Consider the following 22,199-nt stretch of genomic DNA (forward strand, 5'->3'; position numbering starts at 1 on the left):
ATTTTAGTTATATTATTAATGTCACTATTCAATATGTATTCTAGAATTATCAGCTTAAATACTGAAATTTATATGCTTTCTTCTTAAGAAGAAATAACTCTATTGTAATTTTTCTGCACATTAATTAGATTTAATTTATAAACAATTAATTACCATTAATATGTTAATTTTACCTGTTCAGAGTAACTATAAAATAGTTACTCTGACTATCTTAATGACGTTTGCTGATAGTTGAACTTTAATAAATATTAAAACACAAATAATTTTTATTTTTATAAGTAAAATGATCCCTTCATAATTAGACTATCTTCATTTTGTATTTATTTTTAGTCATTTATTTAAAAAACTAAATTTTTTGTTTTTTAAATAAAATAGATTTGACTGTAGTTTCCTTGTATATTAATAATTTATGTGTGATTTTTTATTGGGGTTATTTAAAAAAAAACAATATAAAGTGCTATCAATAACTTTTAAAAACGATAAATTCTAATTTTTGTATATATTTAGTTGTAATTTGATTGTTTTTAGCGTAAACCGTAAACTATTAAGCATAAAGTGCCAGCATAACTGATGGCTCCAACTCGATCATTTAATTACCTCTTGTTCAAATCATAAAACTGTCCTAAGATCCTTGTTTAGTGTTACAGCAATCATTACTCTTTCAACTACTTTCCTGCTCTACACTTACTATTTGTTATAGATACACTCTTCCTTGGCATTGTTTCGATTGTTGAAACGCCGAGAAAAAGATTTTCAAGACAGTCAAGGGATCAACTAAAAGAGATAGCTAAAATAACAGAAATGGTAGTAACACAGCACGATTACGATAATAGGAAGGATAAATTGCAAACAGCAACTCAAAATGAATTGGTAATAATCCTGAATTGAAAGTGATCAGCAGTTTTTAACTCAAAAAATCATATCTTAATGTCCGACAAGTTCCCAAAACCATCAATCCCCCAAAAGAAAATTTTTGAGTTAAAAATAATAAGGCTAAATCTCCCCAAAGTTGTATCCCGGATGACACATCTTTGATATCAAGCGATTATCCTCATTCAGTCCAGGTTTCTTTAATGCCTTCATATATTTATACCCGAATTAGGTTAGCCCCATAGAGAAAACCTACCCTAAAACCCTATTGAGCCGCCTGACGTGCCAAAGTGATATCCTCAAAAAAGGAACTAGCTGTCCCAGAATATTCTTCCAATTGTTCCAAGGTCAACTGCCGAGAAAAAACACTGACCGTTGTCCATCACTAGTTCTGGGGATTGTTCTTCAACCCCGGCTGAATCAAACCGATACAACAGGGTCATCAATGAGGGTGGTTTTGACAATCATTCTCCGACATCTTTAAGGATAAATTGAGGAGACAAGGAAACTATATTGTATCCTTCCTCCTCCGCAACGATCAAACTAACTATTAACCCTTGTTAGGGTTGAATATCAGCATTAATGCTTAATACCTATTGACTTTTAAGAGAACTATTCAAAAATTTTGTATGCAATGCTCAAGGGCGGCCAACCTATTGGGAATGCAAGAGCTCATTCGTTATCAAGCGAAACTGAAGATCTGATTGAGCCGTCTGTTTAACTCTATCTTGAGTGCCATCTTGAAAATGACTATCGATTACCAAAATTTCCCGTACTTCGTAACTTTGCTGACTTAATCCTTGCAAACATGAATTAATGCTATGGACTTCTTTGAGAGTAGAAAAAACTACGCTAACAGTCCCTAACTGTTCAGGATTGGAACATTTAGGTTTGAAAAGAGGAGGACAAATCACTCTTTATCATTAGAAGAGATAGGAGAATGAATATTGCCTCTAAAAAACTAAAATTACTAAAAAAATTGGCCTTAAAACAGGATGATTCAACAAATGAGCAACAAATAAACCGGCAAAATGTCTATGTTTTTTGATATCCCTCCCTCACCCCGATCTCTAGCGAAAGAAGATGACAACCATGGAAAAATGGTTAAGATATGGAAAAATAGTTAAGATAGAGCCAGTAAGCGACATACTCCCCACCGCGATCCATGAATTCTCCTTTAAATGATGCCCCTAACCCCATAATTCGTTCTGTACAGTATCGAGATTTAGATCCTATAGAACATTTGATTGTTCAGATAGCCCAAGAACAGCCGGAGTCAAACATTGCTGCGTCTATTCAACAATTACAACAAGCAAGGCGTTGGTTTGGACTTCTCAAATTCTTGAGTTGGTTTCCTAACTTGTTCCAACACCATTTTTGTGTTTATATTGCCGAACCGAAGATACTATTAAATCAAGGAACAGAACGGTTACAAGGGTTTATTCAAATTAGTCCCTTTAATAGGGGTCGCAGTACCTGGTGTGTAGAGCGAGTGGTGATTAACAACCAAGATTCTCAACCCCAGTTGATGACTGATCCTAAAGGAGTGGGCTCTCAACTGTTGCGCCACTGTTTTGAAACCATTTGGGAAGCTCGGACTTGGGTTTTAGAGGTCAATATCAACCAAAAAAGTACCCTTGCTCTCTATCGTCAGAATGGCTTTCAACCTTTGGCCCAATTAACATATTGGTCTTTAACACCGAAATTACTGCAAGAACTTGCCCTAGGAGACTCTGATTTTCCTAACCTGTTACCTGTGAGCAATGCCGATGCTCATCTACTTTATCAGCTTGATTGCGTTTCGATGCCACCTCTGTTGCGTCAAGTTTTTGATCGCCACCTCCCTGATTTTAAGACCCCCTTTTTAGCGGGGTTAGTCTCTAAGTTTCAACAATGGTGCCACCACACTGATGTTGCACAAGGATATGTGTTTGAACCTCAGCGTAAGGCAGCTGTTGGCTATTTTAAACTAATTTTATGTGACAATGGGTCTAGCCCTCATCAAGCTCAGTTAACGGTACATCCAGCTTACACTTGGCTCTACCCCAAGTTGTTCACAAAAATGGCACAGATTGTGCAGAATTTCCCATCCCAAAGCTTAGAGTTGGTCTCGACAGATTATCAGCATGAACGCGAAGAGTATCTCGAGAAATTAGGAGCGCAACGCAATCAACACACTCTGTTGATGTCCCGTTCGGTATGGCATAAACTAAAAGAGGCAAAGCCTGAAGGATTACATTTATCAGAGATGTTACAAGGATTACAGGCAGTTCCTCGGACTCCTATTCCTAGTCGAATGTCTTGGTTTAAAATATCTTTTAATCTCTCAGAGAAACCCTCTAATTCACGCAATAGAAAACAATCTAGACATAAGCCACAAATCTTAGGAGAATCTTCTGAGTTTAATGATGAGCCATAGAAGCAGTAGGATGAGGGAGCTCACGGCAATAAGTAGACGAGCTGATGAGGAGATATTTTAACTTCTACCTTCTGACTCGCCTAATATAATTAGATTTTAATGATGAAACGAATTTCGGCCTTAGGCTTAGATGTTGGTAAAAAGCGAATTGGGATAGCTGGATGTGATGGAACTGGGTTAATTGCAACGGGGTTAACAACAATTTACCGTACCTCGTTTTGGGAGGATATTCAACAGCTTCAACAATTGATTCACCAACGGGAAGCACAAGTATTAGTTGTAGGACTTCCTTACAACATGGATGGAAGCTTGGGATTTCAAGCTAAACAAGTCCAAAGATTTACGTTGCGTATTTCTCAAACTTTACAATTACCAGTAGAGTATGTCGATGAACGATTGACCTCCATTGAAGCTACCGCACAACTCAAGGCGCAAAAACGGTTTTCTACTTGGGATAAAGGGGCAATTGATCGTCAAGCTGCTTGCATTATTTTGCAACAGTGGTTGGATTATAGGTGTTCAAGAGTAAGAAACAATTAGAGTTTGATTTGAGTAACACTCAATTGTGTCTGAATTTTAATTAGATAGACTGTATGTGATAGATCATAATTCAATCTTAAATATTTTTTTTGATAAAAATCAATATTTTTAATAATTGTCTAGTGACAGGATAAACCACAGAAATATAAACTACATTAACAAACTATTTCTTAGAAATTTATTAGTTTTTCCAACAAAAAACAAAAAACTTTTAAATTATCTGAGCGTGTTTATCTATAAAAGGTTTGTATTTCTTTTCACAGTAAATATTTTGAATAGATAGTTATTTATAATCTTATGGAAGATTTGCGTAAACTGATTCAGTCGCAATCAAATCTTGAGTTCTTGTGACCTTTAAAGTTAAGTGTCTTATCGAAAGAAGATAACTCTACCCTATATACTTCACAAGCCTCTTAACATATTGTTATAATTAATATATTCATATAAATTGTTTATTTTTAGATAAAAAATTCTACACTTATACTAAACTTTTTATATTAAATAATTAATTAATATTAACGTTCTAAAAGCCTTATTTGGAAATTATTTGAGTTCTTAAGTAGGTGATCTTCTCTAAGTAGAAAATCTAAAAGTAGTTAAAAAAAGCAATCGTTAGATGGACAAAGTTAACTTAGGACAAAAAAATACCCTCGCAAACTAGAATAAGAATATTAATATTCCGTTTGAATCCGAAAGAGCGGAATTTTTTAAAAATTGCACATTGGGTGAAATTATAAGAAAATGCAATATCTAGATGGATTATTCAAGGAAGAGAAAGATTTATAAGTTACGTATCGAAATATAAATTTGAATGGAGTCTATCTAAATAGATAAAGTAATCGCTATAAATAAAGAGTAAAAAACTGACAAATAATAAACATAGAAGAAATTATCAAAATAAATAATAGCTGTCATAATTCTTACGAACAAACCAATGGTTAAATGTCATTTGTACTTATATATTTGTATATATTACTGAATCTTACTACTTGGGTTATAGTCGTTTATCCAAAATTTCGGACTATTTATCTCATAACCAGAAATTAGGTTTTACGATAGAAATAACTAAGAATCTATAAGTCTTAATCAAAACAGAAAAGTACTAACTAGTTTAAAGCATATAAAGATAAAAAAACAGGAAAATTATTCATTATAAAAAATTTTATAATGTCCATAAATTAGACAATACTAACAATATTTTTGTTAGTATTGTCTAATTTTATATTTTATTTTGCCAAGACAATTAAAACTTAAACAAAGTTAGTAAAACTCCAGTTATTAAACTTTAAAAAAAGTATTAGGCTATTGAATATTATCAGCAAATCCTAAAGTAATTAGGTAAAATAAATAATTTTATAGTCAAAGAATTTGAGGAGATCTTTACTAACCCTTTTGGTACTTTGTGAATTCCAATCAGGTAGAACCTTAATGACAACTACAGAGTTGATTAATAGTTGGTATTACATCCCACATAGAATCATCTCTTAGAATTTATAATTTATCACAATTCTACTTTAGAGCATTTAAACTAAAATCTAGTCTACTTATTTCTTAAAATATTTGTTCATTGCCGAACAATTCCGAGTTAGTCCAATATATAGCGATTACCTTGTCTAGAGTAGACAACATAATATCTAACGTAATTTGTCAATAAATAAATCCCACTATGTATAAATACACTAACATAGTACACGTAATTTATCTGCATCAAAGCTTCTAAAAGACTTTGCCGTGTTGTTTAAGTTGGCAAAAGTTCTTTACCAAATATCATTGAGTACTTGATCTCAAAACTTTTCAACGATGACTGATGTTATGGTGGTCAATGACACAATCATATTTAAGCCATCTATAATAATAGTCAACATTTTTTTACTTATTATCGACCTCGCTATTGTTATAGATGTTATAAACGATAATTTTACTTGATTAAATATTAGAGCGACTTCAGAGTTCACAATTATATTTATAAACTAATCTCATCAATCATTTTAGGAACTCCAGCAGTTAAAACTTCGTGACCTGTTTTCGTAACTAATACATCATCCTCGATTCTAATGCCAATACCGCGCCATCGTTCAGGAATTTCTGGTTGTCCTTCGGTAGGTTGAATGTTAGGACTAATATAGATTCCAGGTTCAACTGTCAACAAATGACCCGATTCTAACAGTTGCCAAGTTCCTTCCCCTTGTTTATAAACCCCGACATCATGAACATCTAACCCTAACCAATGGCCAGTTTTATGCATATAAAAATGCTGATATTTTTCTTCTTTGATAATTTCTTCTAAATCCCCTGTTAATAATCCCAAATCAATCAATCCTTGGACTAAAATACAGACCGCCATGTCATGAAACTCATTATAAGGTTTCCCTGGTCTAACCAATTCTATAGCCTTCAATTGTGCTTCTAAAACCAACTCATAAATGGCTCTTTGTTCCCCTGTAAACTTGCCGCTAACGGGAAAGGTTCTGGTAATGTCTCCATTGTAATAGCCATAAGAACAACCCGCATCAATCAAGAGCAACTCATTTTCTTGAATCTGACGACAATTTTCAATATAATGAAGGACGCAAGTATTAGCTCCTGATGCTACGATAGAAGGATAGGCTGGTCCAGCGCCTCCATGCAGGCGGAAAGTATGTTCTATTTCTGCCTGAACTTCGTACTCATAATGCCCTACCTGAACAAATTCTCTAGCTCGGTTGTGAGCGATAACTGAAATGTCCATCGCTGTGCGTAACATCTCTAACTCAGTAAGACTTTTTACCTGACGCATGGAGTGAAGAAGGGGATTGGGATCTTCAATAGCAATGGGCCCAGTTCCCCGCTTTGAATAGGCTGCCATTAACCGTTGCCAATGGGACAAAATCACCTCATTAAAATTCTTGTCCCGTCCGAAATGATAATAGATACGGTCAGCTTTTTCAATGTATTGAGGTAGCTTTCTATGTAATTCATTAATGGGATATGCCTCATCTGCACCATAGAACTCTTTAGCTTTTTCTACACCACAACGATAACCTGTCCAAGTTTCTTTGTCAGGATCTTTCGGTTGAACAAAAAGCACAAAATGGTGTTCTTCGTGGTGGGGAGCTAATACTGCTACGGCTTCAGGTTCATTAAATCCTGTAAGGTAAAAAAAATCGCTATCTTGACGAAAAACGTATTCTACATCATTGTGCATAACTGCAGTTGGCGCACTGCAAAAAATCGCAGTTCCCGTACCAATTTTTTGCATCAAGCGTTCTCGACGCTGACCATACTCTGTTAGTTTAATTCCCATAATCGATCTAAATAATCTCTAATTGATCTTAATCTAAAGTTAACTCACAAAATTACTTAATAGTCACCTAAATTTGTTCTATGAAATCGGTCAGTCCATGATCTCTATCAATGAGCCTTAATTTTGCCCAAGGATGTTGCTCATTTTAATCTTAACTGTGGGCAATTGGGACAATTTAATCATGTTTGCCATGTAAAATTAGGACATGGAAACTGTTGATCTAAAATATTAACTGGTATAGGTGACAAATTGATAGCCGAGAGAAAGCGATCACTGTCCCCCGTAGGATAAATTGATGACTATTCCGTCTCATGCCATTGTTTGACCTCCATTACCCCTATATATTCCTAACGTACGGTTAAGAAACTAAAACTTAAGGGCAAGTGACATTAACTTTTGTCCTTGAGAATATTTTTCCCTTAACCATGCTGTAATTAACCCTCCCAAAATTGGAACAATGAAGGTAATAGAGGTTTGAATGTGGATAAGTTAGACGGCAATTTGTTGCGACTTTTCTATTAGGGTTAAACCGGGAGAATCCCGTTGATTGAGAGCAGGAATAGTTAAAGAGATTTGACGTTTTTTAAAGTGATTGCTTAAATATTAAACTTTAATAAAATTGGAATTTAACGTGAATCCATGTCAACAGATATATTCCAATTAATTGGTTCCCCTGATAGCTTGGTACAAACCGTGTTTCAGTCACAAGATATAGTGTTTAGTGGACTATAGTTTGGATGAAGACTTATTCTTTTTTCCCAATAACAAAGATTCTACCTAATCGAGCTAACAAGACATAATACTTTTTTGCCGTCATTGAGTCATTGAGTATAGGAGGACGATATATATTCAAAGAATACTTACTTGTTGACTTGGACAATAGAATAAGTTGAGACTAAGAGCTTAATAATGTTTAATTATCTCAGTGAGAAGTGGTTACTGACTTGAAACAATTCCATTTTAGTTTAATGGCAATTATTACCTAATATTTTAACCCTTTTTTTAGCTTTCTTTTTCTTTTTCTGGAGATTTACTCGGTGACAAATTATACAAAGTATCAAGCTGTTGTCTTACATCTTCAACCGTCACCAAACGTATCACTCACAATGGTTAATTGATGGGATTTCCTATCTCATCTAGTAACTCAGGATGAACAGTTTTTTGAGTATTTTTCCAATTTGTTTGTCGATTTATTGAAGTATTTCTCTTCAGAAAATGACGATGTTGGGAATCAATACTAGACGTAATTAAACTTTGAATTAAATTACTGACAACAAGAAACGCAATCATGGTAAACGCTAAAATGCAAAGTAGATGTAACATTAAAATTCTCCAAAAAGCAGTAGTCACGTAGGTTTTATATAATGATCGAGATCATCAAAATTAATTAAGGTTTATTTGACTAGCTTACCAAGAATCGTGAGTGATAATTATCACTTAGTAGATTTCTGGATCTTGGAATAACATCAAGGGGAACTTAAGTCTTATTCGCTTTGTGTAATCGCCATCGCATGGAGACTTGCCAACATTCCGCCACTAATTTGTGCCAAAGGACTAAGATAGCCGTATCAATTCCTACTTTTCGATCAGTCGCTTTAAATAAGATTTGAGCCGTAATTACTTCTTGCTTGCTCTTATTAACTCTGGCGAGCAGATTGTCTTGTTCTTCAGGGGAAAGTAAAGTAATTCTTTCGGATTCTAATAAAGTTTGTGCACGGAAAAACCAGTATTGAAAGTCTTCCAATAAAAGCTCAAGGATTGTTGTTAGTAACTCTGATTCGTTAGGTGGAGAGTTTAGCATTTTTTTTACATTTTATTTATATGTAATCTATCTTAGCGTTTTTTATAATTATTAACATTCAGATACAAACAATTAATAAGTTTTTTCAAGAGCTCAAAACTCGGAGAAGTTGATCACGAGTAACGCACCGATACAAAAAAATGAAAATTAACATGCAAATAATCTATAACAGTATTTTTATACTTTGTTTGTTCTCTGCTCAGAGCAAGATGAGGGAAAATTCAGGATTTAGCGAAATGATACAATAACCAGTATCCCATTCCTAAGCCAAGAAAATTAGGCAACCATGCAGCCATCAAGGGAGAAATAATACCCATTAAGCCTAAACTACCAATAATAAATCCCAACACATAATAAGTAAAAATAATTACCACACTGAAGCCAAAGCTGGTAGCTCTCCCCATCTGCTGAGGCCTTACCCCTAAAACCGAGCCCACTAAACCAAAAACAATACAAATAAAAGGAAAAGCAAGTTTTTGTTGGATTCGCACTTGAAAAGTTCGCAAGTTTTTTTCATCCCCAATCATCCTCAATAGTTTCATGTATTGTTGAGCTTGAATGACATTCATTTCATAGGGGTCTCGACCTTGAAGAGCGAATTCAAACGGAGCTTTAGTTAAAGCTAACTGACAATGTTTAAAAGAAGACATATCTCTGTAGGAAGCATCAGGAGCTAGTTTATAAATTGTTCCATTAAAAAAATCCCAAGTATTTTCTCTAGAATTCCAAGTAGCTGAATCAGACACAACTATTTTGTTGAGGTTAGTTCCTATCCATTCTAAAATAGTCAGGGTTTTCATGTGCTGTCCGTCAAATTTCTCAGCATAAAATAAATATTTTAATCGTTTAACTGTTTCTCCATTTGGTAAATCTACTTTTTCATAGTCAGGATAAAAAATATCTTTATTTTGCCAAAAAGGATGTTCTTCTTTTAGATATTTAACTAAGATAGATGTAGCTTGGTAATTAGCACCAGGGACAACTAATTCACTAAACACAAAAGTAATCCCTGTGACCAATAAACTAAAAACCAAAGCAGGGGCAATCATACGATATAGACTCACTCCACAAGCGCGTAATGCGATTAATTCACTATCGTTACTGAGACGGCCATAGGTTAGTAACGTAGTTAACATAACTGAGATTGGTAGAGCATAGGCAGTGAATTCAGGTACTTTTAGAAGTAAAATCTCCAAGGCTTGTATTAGGGGAAGATCTGACTCCACCACTTTATTTGCTAAATCTGATAAACAACCAATCGCTACCCCCAACGACGAAACCAGTCCCACGCTAAAGATGAACGGGGGTATCAGTTCGCCTCCAATGTAGCGATCCATCAAGGATAGAGAGAACCGGCATTGTTGCGATCTCCATAAGTCGGACAGAGATTGAAGAAATTTCGTCAACATCAGAGATTTAGTAGAAGCACCCTTCATTAAACATCGACGGACAATTGATTGGTTAGTTGCTGTAGTAGCCCAATAGAGGTAAGTTTTCCATCACTGTTAATCTTCCCGGTGATTAGTTTGAGCATGCGTTACAATCCTTAAAGTAAAGCGACCCTCACTAAATTTTAGTAGGATGACCATGAAAACGGCTTTGATTACTGGTGCATCTTCTGGCATTGGGACAGCCTTTGCTCAAGAGTTAGCGATGCGCCAGATAAATTTGATTTTAGTTGCCCGTTCCCAAAATAAACTATACCAACTTGCCGAAAAGTTACAACATCAGGCTCCTATAAAAGTAGAGGTAATTGTCCAAGATTTAGCTGAGCAACAAGCTGCTAAGAAGGTCTATGATGTTACAGCTGAGAAAGGGTTAAGCGTTGATTTTTTGGTTAATAATGCAGGATTTGGAGATTATGGAGCGTTTGCCCAACGGGAATTACCCCGCCAAGCGGAAATGATTCAACTCAACATAGTTGCTTTGGTGGAGTTGACCCATTTATTTTTGTCGGGGATGCAACAACGAGGAACGGGAAATATTATTAACGTTGCGTCTATTGCCGGATTTCAGCCCTTGCCTTATTTATCGGTCTATGCGGCAACAAAAGCCTTTGTTCTCAGTTTTTCTGAAGCGTTGTGGGCAGAAAACCAAGGAACAGATATTAATATTCTCGCGTTATGTCCTGGTCCGACAGATTCTAATTTTTTTAAAGTGGCGGATTTTCCAGACAGTTTTACTAATAAAAATAACAGTGGTTTTACCTCGGCTAAAGAAGTTGTAAAAAATGCCCTTAAAGCTCTTGAAAATAGAAAATCCAATACTGTCCCTGGTGGCTTAAGCAATCAATTTATTGTGAATTCTAGTCGTTTTCTTCCCAGGGAATTGTTAGTTAATGTCATAGAAAAGCAATTTCGAAGTTAGACAATAATTTTAATTGAGTAAGGCTGTATATTCTAAAACTAGCTGTGGGTTAATTAAAGGGTAAGGTTTAATTTCTAGAGAATAGCAAAAAGCTAAATAAGAAAGTAGATATTTCTCTTCTGTAATCCCTAATTTTTTCGAAAAAATTAGGGATTACAGAAGAGAAATATTGCAGAAATTAGCCTAGACTTAACGTATTTTTCAACTCAGCAAGTCTAGGTTACTGTTGGTCGTTAAGTTTAAAGAAATTATAATCTAAACTTCCTAATAGTTAAGTATGATAGTAAGTCCGGAAAAGATTAAAACTTGCAACAAGGAGACAACCCCATGGCTCGGATGTATTATGATACAGACACCAACCTAAATCTTTTAGCTGGTAAAACCGTTGCGATCATCGGTTATGGTTCCCAGGGTCATGCTCACACCCTCAACCTCAAAGACAGTGGCATAGACGTTATTGTGGGGTTGTATCCAGGGAGTAGATCCGCTCAAAAAGCCCAAGATCAAGGATTAAAAGTTCTAAGTGTTGCCGAAGCAGCTAAAGCAGCAGATTGGATTATGATCCTGTTGCCTGATGAAGTTCAGAAAACCGTTTATATTAATGAAATAGAACCTAATTTAACCGAAGGAAAAGTGTTATCTTTTGCCCATGGATTTAATATTCACTTTGGTCAAGTGGTTCCCCCTCCTAATGTGGATGTGGTGATGGTTGCTCCCAAAGGGCCAGGTCACTTGGTTCGACGTACCTATGAACAAGGGGAAGGGGTTCCCTGTTTATTTGCTGTGTATCAAGATGCTACTGGACAAGCCCGTGATCACGCGATGGCTTATGCTAAAGGGATTGGGGGAACCCGTGCGGGAATTCTTGAAACTACCTTCCGAGAAGAAACTGAAACAGATCTTTTTGGAGAACAGGTTGTTCTTTGTGGCGGTTTAAGTGCTTTGATTAAGGGCGGTTTTGAAACTTTGGTAGCTGCAGGATATCAACCAGAATTAGCCTATTTTGAATGTCTCCACGAAGTCAAATTAATTGTCGACCTTATTGTAGAAGGGGGATTAGCTAATATGCGCAATAGTATTTCCAATACCGCCGAATATGGAGATTTAACCCGTGGCCCCCGTGTTGTTACTGATCAAACCCGTGCTGAGATGAAGAAAATTCTCAGTGAAATTCAGTCAGGACAGTTTGCACGAGAATTTGTACTAGAAAATCAATCAGGTAAACCAGGTTTTACTGCGATGCGTCGTCAAGAAGCCGAACATTCAATTGAGGAAGTAGGAAAAAATTTAAGGGCCATGTTTAGTTGGTTAAAAGACAAATAAATTCCTAATGAAATGAAAGGCTACTAGTTTCCCGTAGCCTTTTCTCCTGCTGCGTCTACTTATTTCAGTCAAGCTGTCATTGGGATTTCTCATTTTAGGGTAAGGGGTAAATCCCAATAGCATTTGATTAATTTGGATTTAAGTATTTTTGCCTACAGTAAGTAAGTCTAAAACAAAAAAGTAGTTAAAAAAGACTAATCTCTAGATCTAAGTTTGCCTAAAAGTTCAGCTAACAGAATTAGAAAAGTAAGAACTATCAAACTTTGCCTGTTATCCGAAGATTTTCTCCATATTCAAACAATATCAGATGAACTTTAATTGCTTAAATATAGAAATAAAAAATATTTTTTCGATGTTTATTTATAGAAAGTTACTTACTCAACCAGCCTTTTAGAAAACGCATTTGTCGTCTCCATCCTAGTAACTGGATATATTTACGGTTTTAGTTATGCTAGTTTTAGAGCTTGACAAACACAAAATGGTGAGTTCAGATAGAATTATAACCGATAATTATGCGACCACATTGGTAAATAAAATTGTTTTTTGTTAGGCGAGTTCATAAATAATATGATGTCTCTCCGATTTAACTTATGGGGTAAACTTTAAAACTGCTTTGTGTGTCACAGCTAAAAATTCTGTGCCTCAATCTTTATAAAAAACACGTGTAATTTGAACTTAGAATTATAATAAATTTCGAGATTCACTTAATATCTTTTTAGACAAAGAAAGTATTAATTACTTTTTTTGTCTAAAAATCTACAACTATACCAAATTGATTTTTATTTTAAAAAATTTACTTATTAAGAGCTATTATATAGATGATATATAATGTCATAGTAGTTTTTTTATTTAAATTAAAAAGTATGCTATGCTCATTTTTTTACCTTAATCAATTTAATTTTAAATTAAGAAGAACTAACAATTGCCCACTATCAGATTGTAAATGGAATAGTAATAGTTTTTTTCAAAAAAATGAACTCAACAGTAACTTGCATTTATCGTAAAAACCAGCAGCAACAGCAGGAAACTTTATTTAAATAATGAATTAACAATTAAAGATTTATCGTGGAAAGAGAAAACAGTCTATCTTAAAATTTATAGCATTACTTTATTCTTTATCTGCTACTTCTCGGAGAAGAGTACAATTTTTTACTTCTCGAATCATTTATCTATAAATTTCTTTATTAATTAGATTTTCTGATAATTACGTCTAGTCTGTCATTCCTTCAACTTTTCATCCTTTTAAATTTAAAGATAATGTCTTTACTCTTTTTATAGCGGTAATTTTCAGGTTGTTAGTTAACTTTGATAGTTCCTACTTTTCTAATTAGATTAGCTCAATCTTTAGGCAGGCTGCTATCTGGTAAACACTCTTTTTAATTACTTTTCTATTCTAGATTTATTTAAGCTCACCTACTTACACTTAACAAAATACTTCTATATCCCTAACAAAAGTTATATGGGCTGACAGTGGTACTTTCCGTAGCTGTTGTGTAGTCAATTCCGGCATAATTTAGAAGAACTATAATCATGATTAACGATATCAATAAAACAATCAGCCCTCTATCTCGTTATCAAAAAAACTAACTTCCCTCATCCATAAAAAACATTGACCATCATAAAGAAGTTTAATCCTCCAAGCTATTTAAGAAAATACTAAATAATTAGCTGAAATTAAAGAATTTTTGAAGCTAAAAATAGATATCGATAATTCATTGACGAAAATTACGACATACATAGTTTTTATCGAACAAACTAAAGCACAAAGCTGGTGACAGGATTTGAACCTGCGACCAGCTGATTACAAATCAGCTGCTCTACCACTGAGCTACACCAGCGCTAACAATGAGCAGGTCGACACTCCATCGGTTAAAGCCGAGCTGGTTCTCTGGCTAAATCTTGCCTCTGCTGGCATTGCCTGCTTTGGACTTACAGTCCCCTGTCTAGTCTTAATCTATGCCTTTTACAGCAAATCTTTGACGGACTAACTCCAGAGCGTGAACCCGTGGATGCCCTACTCTATTTAATTTCTAATTTGCTCTTACCTATTTGGTCTTATGTTTTTTACTTTTTTTACCAGCAATGGTTAGAGATTTAAAAATTCTAGAATAGGACGTTTAACCGATTTTATTATCGCCTTTAATGCCATTGACCTGTGAATAGCTTAGCATATTATGCTCTAAAAGGAGAGGTTTTGGAACCAAGATTTTTACATTACAAATTTTGTCTCCGTCAGTAAACCCTTATAGGTTTATTTAAACTGGAGTACTTTGAATTGCCAAATGAGCTAACTATGTATGTTTTTTTTAGGTTACTCTTATTGAAGATATTAGAAATTAAGAGTCACGTATTGATAGATAAACTTAAGTCTAATGCGGATAAAAACATAAATTTATCGTCAAAATAAAGAGCGAAAAAAAGATAACATCCAGGGAATGATAATATCAAGAGATAGCTGTCAGAACCATTGCTAACGAATAAACTGCTATCTAGACCTCTATTCTTAGATTTAATTTCTAAATGCCAATATTCAGGCTGTAATCTTTATATATGAGATGTTTGAGTATCTATCTTATGATTATTAATTTAGGTTTATAATTTAATTTGGCAACGATTTTAACAACAAGCAAATTTTTAGGTACTTAAATAACTACTAAATAAAAATTTTGTTTAAAAATTAAAAACAACTTATTAGGTGATTCAATATTATCAAGTAAATCTCAAGCAATGAAGTGTGATGAATTATTTTGTCGTCACATATTTGTGATTTTTATGAGTTATTTTTTCAGTAAAAAACTGATTTTTACCAAGTTATAGTTAATTATAAATAGGGAGCAAACCATAATTGGATTTTAGAGCATTAACTGTATTTAAGATCATTTATACTGTAGTTTAGCTACATTATTACCTAATAAGGTTAGTTATAATTAAGTAATTATGAGTCAGTAAAAATATACTAATTGCCTCATCTATTTTTAGAAAATATATTTGTATATTTGAAGTGGGTTGTGAGTTTACAATTTATTAGATTTGCACACCCTATTAATCTTAAAATGTTTTTTATAAAAAGTATTGTAAGATCTTAGTTCTGTCCTTACAGCGCATAATTTAACAGCTAAACGTCGAGATTTCTACCTTTTGAATTTAGCCTTTTGATGTTTCTAAATAGTCAATTCTTACTCACGGAGTAACAAGTCTTTGTTTTCAGTTAACTATCGCAATCAATAGCCTTTGGTTTATCCCTAGTTCCTGCCTAAAGTTCTAGATAAAACTGTAATTGAGTAATTCTATAACGTCTAGGACTATTTGATAATGTTCAATTAACCTCCGGTATAGGTTAAAAATACTTTAATAAGGCACTTTGAAGATTTATTTTTAAAAGAACTATTTCTGGGAGGATAGGTAAGTTTACTACAATATTTACTCTGGTTTGTGTCTGAAATAGATTCCTGCTTGATAATGAGGAGTTTCCCATGAAAAAGGGGATAGCTAAGTGTCATAGACACGAATATGAGGCATATAAACCCAGTTAAAAGCCTTTACACTACTATTGATTATAGCGTAAACACTATTATTCGTAGTTGTGATAGCAGTATTAGGCAGCAGCAAGAGCAGGTTGATGAACATCATCCAGTGGATAATCTGGCAATATGAAATTGCCAGGCAAATTCTATCATTTAATTTGATACAATTTACTTGTAATCAATTTCATATTTTTAGAACAATTTGTTAATTTTTTTTATACTAAACTTGAATATAATCTGAGACAGATAAGTATGATTAAACATAAAATATAAACGAACAAATAAAAAGTCGAACTTGAGCAGTGTAATCCTTCAATTCCCTAAAAATTATTAGAGTTTCTAAAAGAGATGTTTTTTAAGATAAAATAGAGAGATAAGCAACTTAAATTGATAATTAATCATTCCTGACTCATGTCTGTCCCCACTCCATCCTTACCCTCAACTAATTTTCCAATAACGGCGGTCATTGGACAAGAAGCTATCAAGTTTGCCTTACTTTTGGCTGCCGTTGATCCAGGGTTGGGAGGAGTTGTGATTGCCGGTCGTCGAGGAACAGCAAAATCTGTTTTAGCCAGGGGAATTCATGCTTTATTACCTCCGATTGAAAGGATAAAAAATAACCCCTTTAACTGCGATCACAATAAACCCAGTGAATGGGACGACAACACTCAAGAACAATATCAAAATCTTGTTTTAGAAAATATTCCGACAGAAATTATACCAGCTCCTTTTATTCAAGTTCCTATTGGGATTACTGAAGATAGACTATTAGGCTCAGTAAATGTAGAAGAGTCTATAGAAAAAGGAGAAGCAGTCTTTCAACCTGGATTATTAGCACAGGCACATCGTGGGGTTTTATATATTGATGAAGTTAACTTACTCGATGATCAAATTTCCAATCAGATATTGACTGTTTTAACCGAAGGACGCAATCAAATTGAACGGGAAGGCATTAGTTTTCAACATTATTGTCGACCCTTATTAATTGCCACTTATAACCCAGAAGAAGGACCCCTGAGACAAAATCTATTAGACCGCATTGCGATCGCCATCTATGCTGATTGTGTCTTAACTTTAGATCAACGAGTCCAAGCAGTAGAACGAGCTATTGGTCATGCCAATTCACCTCAAGCGTTTATAAGCCAGTATAACGATGAAATAAACGATATTAAAACTGAGATTATTCTCGCACGAGAATGGTTAAAAGAGGTTAAAATTACTAACGATCAGATTGCTTACTTGGTTGAGGAAGCTATCCGGGGAGTCACAGAAGGGCATCGCGCTGAACTCTTCGCCGTTCGAGCCGCTAAAGTAGCAGCAGCCCTAGAAGGACGTAATATTGTAACCCCAGGAGACCTAAAACGGGCAGTGGAATTGGTCATAGTGCCTCGTTCTACGATAACACAGCCTCCTCCTGAAGATGAGCAACAACCCCCGCCATCACCTCCTGAACAAACTCAAGATGAGTCTAACCAAGACCAAGAGAAACAAGAAGAAAACCAAGAAGACCCCGAACAAAAACCTCTAAATATTCCTGAAGAGTTCATTTTTGATGTAGAGGGAGTTATCATCGATCCTAATGTTCTTGTTTTTGCCCAAAAAGCCCAAAAACAAGGAAATTCAGGAACTCGTGGCTTCATTTTTTCTGAAGACAGGGGACGTTACATCAAACCCATAATTCTTAAAGGAAAAGTTAAACGTATTGCCGTCGATGCAACCTTAAGGGCTGCGGCCCCCTATCAAAAATCTCGTCGTTTGCGTCATCCTGGTCGTAGTGTCATCTTTGAACAAGGAGATATTCGATCGAAATATATGACGAGAAGAGCAGGGGCATTAATTATCTTTGTGGTAGATGCGTCAGGGTCGATGGCCTTGAACCGGATGCAGTCAGCTAAAGGTGCAGTTATGCGTCTGTTAACAGAAGCCTACAAAAACCGCGACCAAGTGGCGTTAGTTCCTTTTAGAGGAGAACAAGCAGAGGTTTTATTACCTCCTACCCGTTCTATCTCTTTGGCAAAACGACAGTTAGAAACTTTGCCCTGTGGAGGTGGTTCACCTTTGGCACACGGTTTATCTCAAGCAGTTCATGTAGGAATAAATGCTAAGATGTCTGGGGATATTGGACAAGTTGTCATTGTTGCTATTACTGATGGACGGGGTAACATTCCTTTAGCCAAATCTTTAGGAGAATCTTTACCTGAAGGGGAAAAGCCAGATATTCAAAGTGAACTATTAGAAATTGCCAAAAAAACTCGGGCTTTAGGTATGAAATTGTTGATCATCGATACAGAAAAAAAATTCGTTTCTACAGGTTTTGGAAAAGAGTTAGCACAAACTGCAGGGGGAACTTACTATCAATTACCCAGAGCAACAGATCAGGCAATTGCACAAATGGCTAGAGAGGCGATCACAGATTTAAAATAAACATAACCAAGGATAATAGTGTAACATTATTGATTATCCTGATAATAACTCAAATTATTCCAACATTGTTAATCCAAGTCTGAGACATAAGATTTTACCCAACCTGTTATAGGGTAACATTGATATTAATATCTTAGAAATCTTAATTTCTAGTTAATAAACTGTCTTATTTTGAATAACTATAGTTAGTTCTGGTTAAACGTTGATAACCTTATGGCAAGTTCATGGCAAGTATTTAACTACATAAAAATGAGTGTATTGGAATACAAGTTATCTTGATTACTACTTATATATAACTAGAACTAAGATTGAAATTTTGTCAGCTAAAAACTATTTATTAGTCAAAAAACTATAAACTATACTACTACTTTAGTTGACAATAAAAACAAATTAAAAAAATGATATAGAAATTATAAAATTAATAAAAATATTATCTGGGTTAAAACTTTGTTTTTATTGAGTACTTGTCTAGACAAATTTACCTAATAAAAGTTGTCTAGTTTCTCCCAAACAACTTTAAAAATACAAATATTATGTTAACCAGTGTATGTAATAAAAAAAAGTAGAGATTAAAAGATAATTTGACTATGATTTATGTATCATGTATACTACCTTTAGTGATTCTTACAATAGAACACCAATCAAGACTTTTTTTCGATCTTCTTTATTCTAAAAGTTACAATATTAAACTCAATTTTAGTAAACTAATCTTGTAGCTTCGATTAAGAGACTAATCTTAACAATTAGAAATCTATGTTATGTTCAATTAATAAGTGATCATTGAGCTCGTGGGAAATATAGATAAAATTCAAGGTATTAAATATTTAAAAATAAAAATAGAAGTACAATAGAAAAAACTAAATTGTCAAAAAAAGTATGCTTAAAAGATTAGCTTTGCAGCAAGTAATTAAAAACGTTCAATAACTCTAATTAGAAAAAAATAAATATTAATTAATATACTTGAAAAACGTTTAAATCTACAAAGTAGTACTTTGCTGTCGAACAAGACATACAGATCCGTCAAAAAGTAGCTGAAATAAAATGTTAAATTTAATTTAGTTGATCAATTTTTAGGATAATTTTATCAACTATAAAAAGTTCCTAGATACCCCAATCACTGTGGGCTTTTCAATTGGTAGTGCTTTTATGATATATTATTCTTTAGAATCTTACATTAGATTATACAACTAGATTTTATCTGATAGATAATCAGAAAAAGAATATTACAATTAATCCGAAATAAGAAATAAAAATATTTAATACAACTAACAAAAATTATAAGATTATCTTTCTGCAACGAGCAGGTATATTTAATGATGATAATGATCTTAATGACTTAAAAAACAGTATTTGTATTTACAAGGTAAAAAAATTCTAAAACTGATTTTATTAAACTGGTGCTGGTATATATTATCGATACAGTTTTTTAACTCATCTTTATACAAGTAATAATAATATTATCAATCGATTAACAATCGTAAAAACAAAGAAACAGCCATTACTCTTTTTCTCAAAAAGAAAATTTTATGAGAATGGGTAGATTATTTACTTAAAGATTTTTCAGAATAAGATTTATTAAAGATATGAGAACTTTTTAAAATTAAAAAGAGAACCTAACCATCATAAATGTGCAATATGTCTAAATTAATAAGTAATGGCATCGTTTTGATTGTAATTAAACAAATCTAATGTTAGATTAATTTTTAAAAATGTAGTTCTTTTCAAATTTATTTCCAATTCCAAGCAGTAATAACTAAACTTCCCCATCCAATCATAAATGCCATCCCACCAATGGGAGTAATTGCCCCTAACCATTTAATTCCAGTTAAACTAAGAGCATAAAGACTTCCTGAAAAAATGAGCATTCCTAAAATAAATCCATATCCAGCCCATAATAAACTAGAAGGATAATTTTGTTGGCTGGTTAATAATAACACAACCAACAATAAAGCTAGGGAATGATACATTTGATATTTTATTCCTGTTTCAAAAATATCTAAAGCGTGAGCACTTAATCGATTTTTTAAACTATGACGAGCAAATGCGCCTCCAGCCACTCCTAATCCTGCTAAAGTTGATCCAACTATCATAAATACTTTAACCATTTTTTTACTCTAAGCTCGCTTGTAACTACGGTTTAGCATTAAGTGCGAATTTAGCACTTAATTGATTCTTAAGTTACTTTATTCTATTGTTGTTTTTGTAATCTCCGTTCAACAATCAATTGCAGCAATCATCTCCAATCATAGCATTTCTAAAATGGAAAAGTATAGTAAAAGTTTATCTCTTTTTAAGAACCTTGTGCCCAAAGTGAAAACTGGAGGATTAGAAACAATAATACTAATCATCATAATCATCAAAGCTAGAAAAAAGCGAATTAAAGATAGTTTTGTTAAACTTACTCCATATTAAGCACAATAAAAAAAACTTAATCTATAGAAAATGAGAGCAGTCTAATCACTAACAACTAATTTAGTTGAAAAATTCAATAAACTTCTAGCAAAATCTGAATAATTAGTTTTAGGCATAATAAAAAAATAAGATAAACTAGAGGTTTTACCAAACATTGTATGCCAAAATTATTTATTACTCCGACAACTATAACAATCAACATTAATATCAATAATTATTAATAATTTTCCTAACTCATAAAACTAAATCCAAATCCCTATTTTAGTGACTAAACTTCATTCTCCATTGAAAAATACCTAATAGAGTTGAAAATAACGAGAGAAATACGGCAATAAGCGGAATTACAGTTTTCAACCGTATCGTTATAATGCAGCGCTAAATTTAATTAGACTGTTCAGGGATTAAGTTATATGTCCATTGAATCTCTCCACCTTTGAGGGTATCAGATTACAGCATTTTGTAGTAACCCTGAAAAGAAATAAGAAGTTCTTTAATCAGGGGTTGATCATTTTGTTAATCCTCGTGATCTAGAAGCAATTCAAGTTATTGGCAATTCCTTTAATTTTATTATCTCTACGGTAAATGTTGAGACAGATTAACTTAAATATACTTCGTCTGAAAAGATAAAATAGTCGCCAAAAATAAAGAGCAGACCATTGATAGAATAACGTGAGTTAGACGAAAATTTGTGGATGGAAGGGTAAGAAGTAATTTTCTCAATTGTTTAGTGAAACTTATGCCCTGGATAGCAATGTTCCTTTGCTATTGTTTACCGACTGATAAAAGACTCGCAGTAACGTATACAAAAATTTTAGATATTTAGTTAGTTATATGAGTACAAAATTGTATAATATTGTATTAGCGATTTCAACTATTTTTAATAGTAAACGAATGCGGTGAATAATTCGCTTTTAAAACTTCAGGCAAAACAGATGACCGTAAATCATTTCCTGGATTAAGGTAAGATTTAATTAGTAAATTATTGAAATACCGAGAATATATTGTTCAAAAACTCTTTGAAAGACTCTATAAAAAAATACTTTAAGTGATTCCTTGTTATCAACAGAAGATGAAGCACAAGTTAGTTGAACTGATTGATAAAATATTACTTAGTAAATATCTTTTGATTGGAACGGTCAACGACCAACTCAAAAATATCTCTAAGATTGAAAATTTTAGAGATCAAAGTGTTTGAAATGTTTTGTTAACTCTTTGGCTTGACTGACTGTTTATACC

Annotated in this window: 13 protein-coding genes, 1 tRNA gene and 1 pseudogene; 6 read left to right on the forward strand and 9 right to left on the reverse strand. The window is 33.6% G+C overall.

What is annotated here, in order from left to right; genetic code table 11:
- Positions 1 to 904: 904 nt before the first annotated feature.
- The 3 genes from P3F56_RS03485 to P3F56_RS03495 form a co-directional block, all read right to left on the reverse strand.
- The gene (locus tag P3F56_RS03485) at positions 905 to 1,027 is read right to left on the reverse strand and encodes a hypothetical protein (RefSeq protein WP_281153407.1); all 123 of its coding nucleotides are present in this window, start codon (positions 1,025 to 1,027) and stop codon (positions 905 to 907) included.
- 154 nt (positions 1,028 to 1,181) lie between these two features.
- Complete coding sequence (locus tag P3F56_RS03490; RefSeq protein WP_281153408.1) at positions 1,182 to 1,313, reverse strand: hypothetical protein; 132 nt, start codon at positions 1,311 to 1,313, stop codon at positions 1,182 to 1,184.
- 210 nt (positions 1,314 to 1,523) lie between these two features.
- The gene (locus P3F56_RS03495) at positions 1,524 to 1,784 is read right to left on the reverse strand and encodes a glycosyltransferase (protein WP_281153409.1); all 261 of its coding nucleotides are present in this window, start codon (positions 1,782 to 1,784) and stop codon (positions 1,524 to 1,526) included.
- 251 nt (positions 1,785 to 2,035) lie between these two features.
- Between P3F56_RS03495 and P3F56_RS03500 the strand changes: the two genes are divergently transcribed.
- Together P3F56_RS03500 and ruvX are read left to right on the forward strand one after the other, a co-directional pair.
- Positions 2,036 to 3,289, forward strand: a complete 1,254-nt coding sequence (locus P3F56_RS03500; RefSeq protein WP_281153410.1) for a GNAT family N-acetyltransferase — start codon at positions 2,036 to 2,038, stop codon at positions 3,287 to 3,289.
- A 102-nt stretch (positions 3,290 to 3,391) separates the two neighbouring features.
- Positions 3,392 to 3,829, forward strand: a complete 438-nt coding sequence (gene ruvX, locus P3F56_RS03505) for a Holliday junction resolvase RuvX (protein ID WP_281153699.1) — start codon at positions 3,392 to 3,394, stop codon at positions 3,827 to 3,829.
- A gap of 1,963 nt (positions 3,830 to 5,792) precedes the next feature.
- Here ruvX and P3F56_RS03510 read toward each other — a convergent pair.
- From P3F56_RS03510 to P3F56_RS03525, 4 genes and pseudogenes are all read right to left on the reverse strand, one after another.
- Positions 5,793 to 7,112 (reverse strand): aminopeptidase P N-terminal domain-containing protein, encoded by a 1,320-nt coding sequence (locus P3F56_RS03510; protein WP_281153411.1) that lies wholly within the window; start codon positions 7,110 to 7,112, stop codon positions 5,793 to 5,795.
- 1,002 nt (positions 7,113 to 8,114) lie between these two features.
- A pseudogene (locus tag P3F56_RS03515) lies at positions 8,115 to 8,435 on the reverse strand (DUF2973 domain-containing protein).
- Positions 8,436 to 8,589: 154 nt separating this feature from the next.
- Entirely contained in the window at positions 8,590 to 8,913 is a 324-nt protein-coding gene (locus tag P3F56_RS03520; RefSeq protein ID WP_281153412.1) for a DUF2605 domain-containing protein, read from the reverse strand.
- A gap of 221 nt (positions 8,914 to 9,134) precedes the next feature.
- Positions 9,135 to 10,322 carry an LptF/LptG family permease gene (locus P3F56_RS03525; protein ID WP_281153700.1) on the reverse strand — a complete coding sequence of 396 codons (1,188 nt, stop codon included), beginning with the start codon at positions 10,320 to 10,322 and terminating at the stop codon, positions 9,135 to 9,137.
- Positions 10,323 to 10,494: 172 nt separating this feature from the next.
- Between P3F56_RS03525 and P3F56_RS03530 the strand changes: the two genes are divergently transcribed.
- Entirely contained in the window at positions 10,495 to 11,280 is a 786-nt protein-coding gene (locus tag P3F56_RS03530; protein ID WP_281153413.1) for an SDR family NAD(P)-dependent oxidoreductase, read from the forward strand.
- Between the two features lie 327 nt (positions 11,281 to 11,607).
- Entirely contained in the window at positions 11,608 to 12,603 is a 996-nt protein-coding gene (gene ilvC, locus P3F56_RS03535; RefSeq protein ID WP_281153414.1) for a ketol-acid reductoisomerase, read from the forward strand.
- A gap of 1,766 nt (positions 12,604 to 14,369) precedes the next feature.
- On the opposite strand, the gene P3F56_RS03540 is transcribed toward ilvC, so the two are convergent.
- Positions 14,370 to 14,441, reverse strand: a tRNA-Thr gene (locus tag P3F56_RS03540).
- 2,097 nt (positions 14,442 to 16,538) lie between these two features.
- Between P3F56_RS03540 and bchD the strand changes: the two genes are divergently transcribed.
- Positions 16,539 to 18,551, forward strand: coding sequence for a magnesium chelatase ATPase subunit D (bchD, locus tag P3F56_RS03545; RefSeq protein ID WP_281153415.1), 2,013 nt, complete (start codon positions 16,539 to 16,541; stop codon positions 18,549 to 18,551).
- Between the two features lie 1,727 nt (positions 18,552 to 20,278).
- Here bchD and P3F56_RS03550 read toward each other — a convergent pair.
- Positions 20,279 to 20,656 (reverse strand): DUF423 domain-containing protein, encoded by a 378-nt coding sequence (locus P3F56_RS03550; protein WP_281153416.1) that lies wholly within the window; start codon positions 20,654 to 20,656, stop codon positions 20,279 to 20,281.
- Positions 20,657 to 22,032: 1,376 nt separating this feature from the next.
- Here P3F56_RS03550 and P3F56_RS10430 point away from each other — a divergent pair.
- Positions 22,033 to 22,158, forward strand: a complete 126-nt coding sequence (locus tag P3F56_RS10430; RefSeq protein WP_405054764.1) for a transposase — start codon at positions 22,033 to 22,035, stop codon at positions 22,156 to 22,158.
- The last annotated feature ends 41 nt before the right edge of the window (positions 22,159 to 22,199 follow it).

The organism is cyanobacterium endosymbiont of Epithemia clementina EcSB (assembly GCF_029919255.1).
Taxonomy (GTDB): Bacteria; Cyanobacteriota; Cyanobacteriia; order Cyanobacteriales; family Microcystaceae; genus Rippkaea.

Excerpts from the sequence above, each read along its gene's own strand:
- P3F56_RS03490 (WP_281153408.1), bottom strand. The coding sequence starts at position 1,313 with ATGACCCTGTTGTATCGGTTTGATTCAGCCGGGGTTGAAGAACAATCC.
- P3F56_RS03500 (WP_281153410.1), top strand. The coding sequence starts at position 2,036 with ATGAATTCTCCTTTAAATGATGCCCCTAACCCCATAATTCGTTCTGTA.
- ruvX (WP_281153699.1), top strand. The coding sequence starts at position 3,392 with ATGAAACGAATTTCGGCCTTAGGCTTAGATGTTGGTAAAAAGCGAATT.
- P3F56_RS03510 (WP_281153411.1), bottom strand. The coding sequence starts at position 7,112 with ATGGGAATTAAACTAACAGAGTATGGTCAGCGTCGAGAACGCTTGATG.
- P3F56_RS03520 (WP_281153412.1), bottom strand. The coding sequence starts at position 8,913 with ATGCTAAACTCTCCACCTAACGAATCAGAGTTACTAACAACAATCCTT.
- P3F56_RS03525 (WP_281153700.1), bottom strand. The coding sequence starts at position 10,322 with ATGTTGACGAAATTTCTTCAATCTCTGTCCGACTTATGGAGATCGCAA.
- P3F56_RS03530 (WP_281153413.1), top strand. The coding sequence starts at position 10,495 with ATGACCATGAAAACGGCTTTGATTACTGGTGCATCTTCTGGCATTGGG.
- ilvC (WP_281153414.1), top strand. The coding sequence starts at position 11,608 with ATGGCTCGGATGTATTATGATACAGACACCAACCTAAATCTTTTAGCT.
- bchD (WP_281153415.1), top strand. The coding sequence starts at position 16,539 with ATGTCTGTCCCCACTCCATCCTTACCCTCAACTAATTTTCCAATAACG.
- P3F56_RS03550 (WP_281153416.1), bottom strand. The coding sequence starts at position 20,656 with ATGGTTAAAGTATTTATGATAGTTGGATCAACTTTAGCAGGATTAGGA.
- P3F56_RS10430 (WP_405054764.1), top strand. The coding sequence starts at position 22,033 with ATGAAGCACAAGTTAGTTGAACTGATTGATAAAATATTACTTAGTAAA.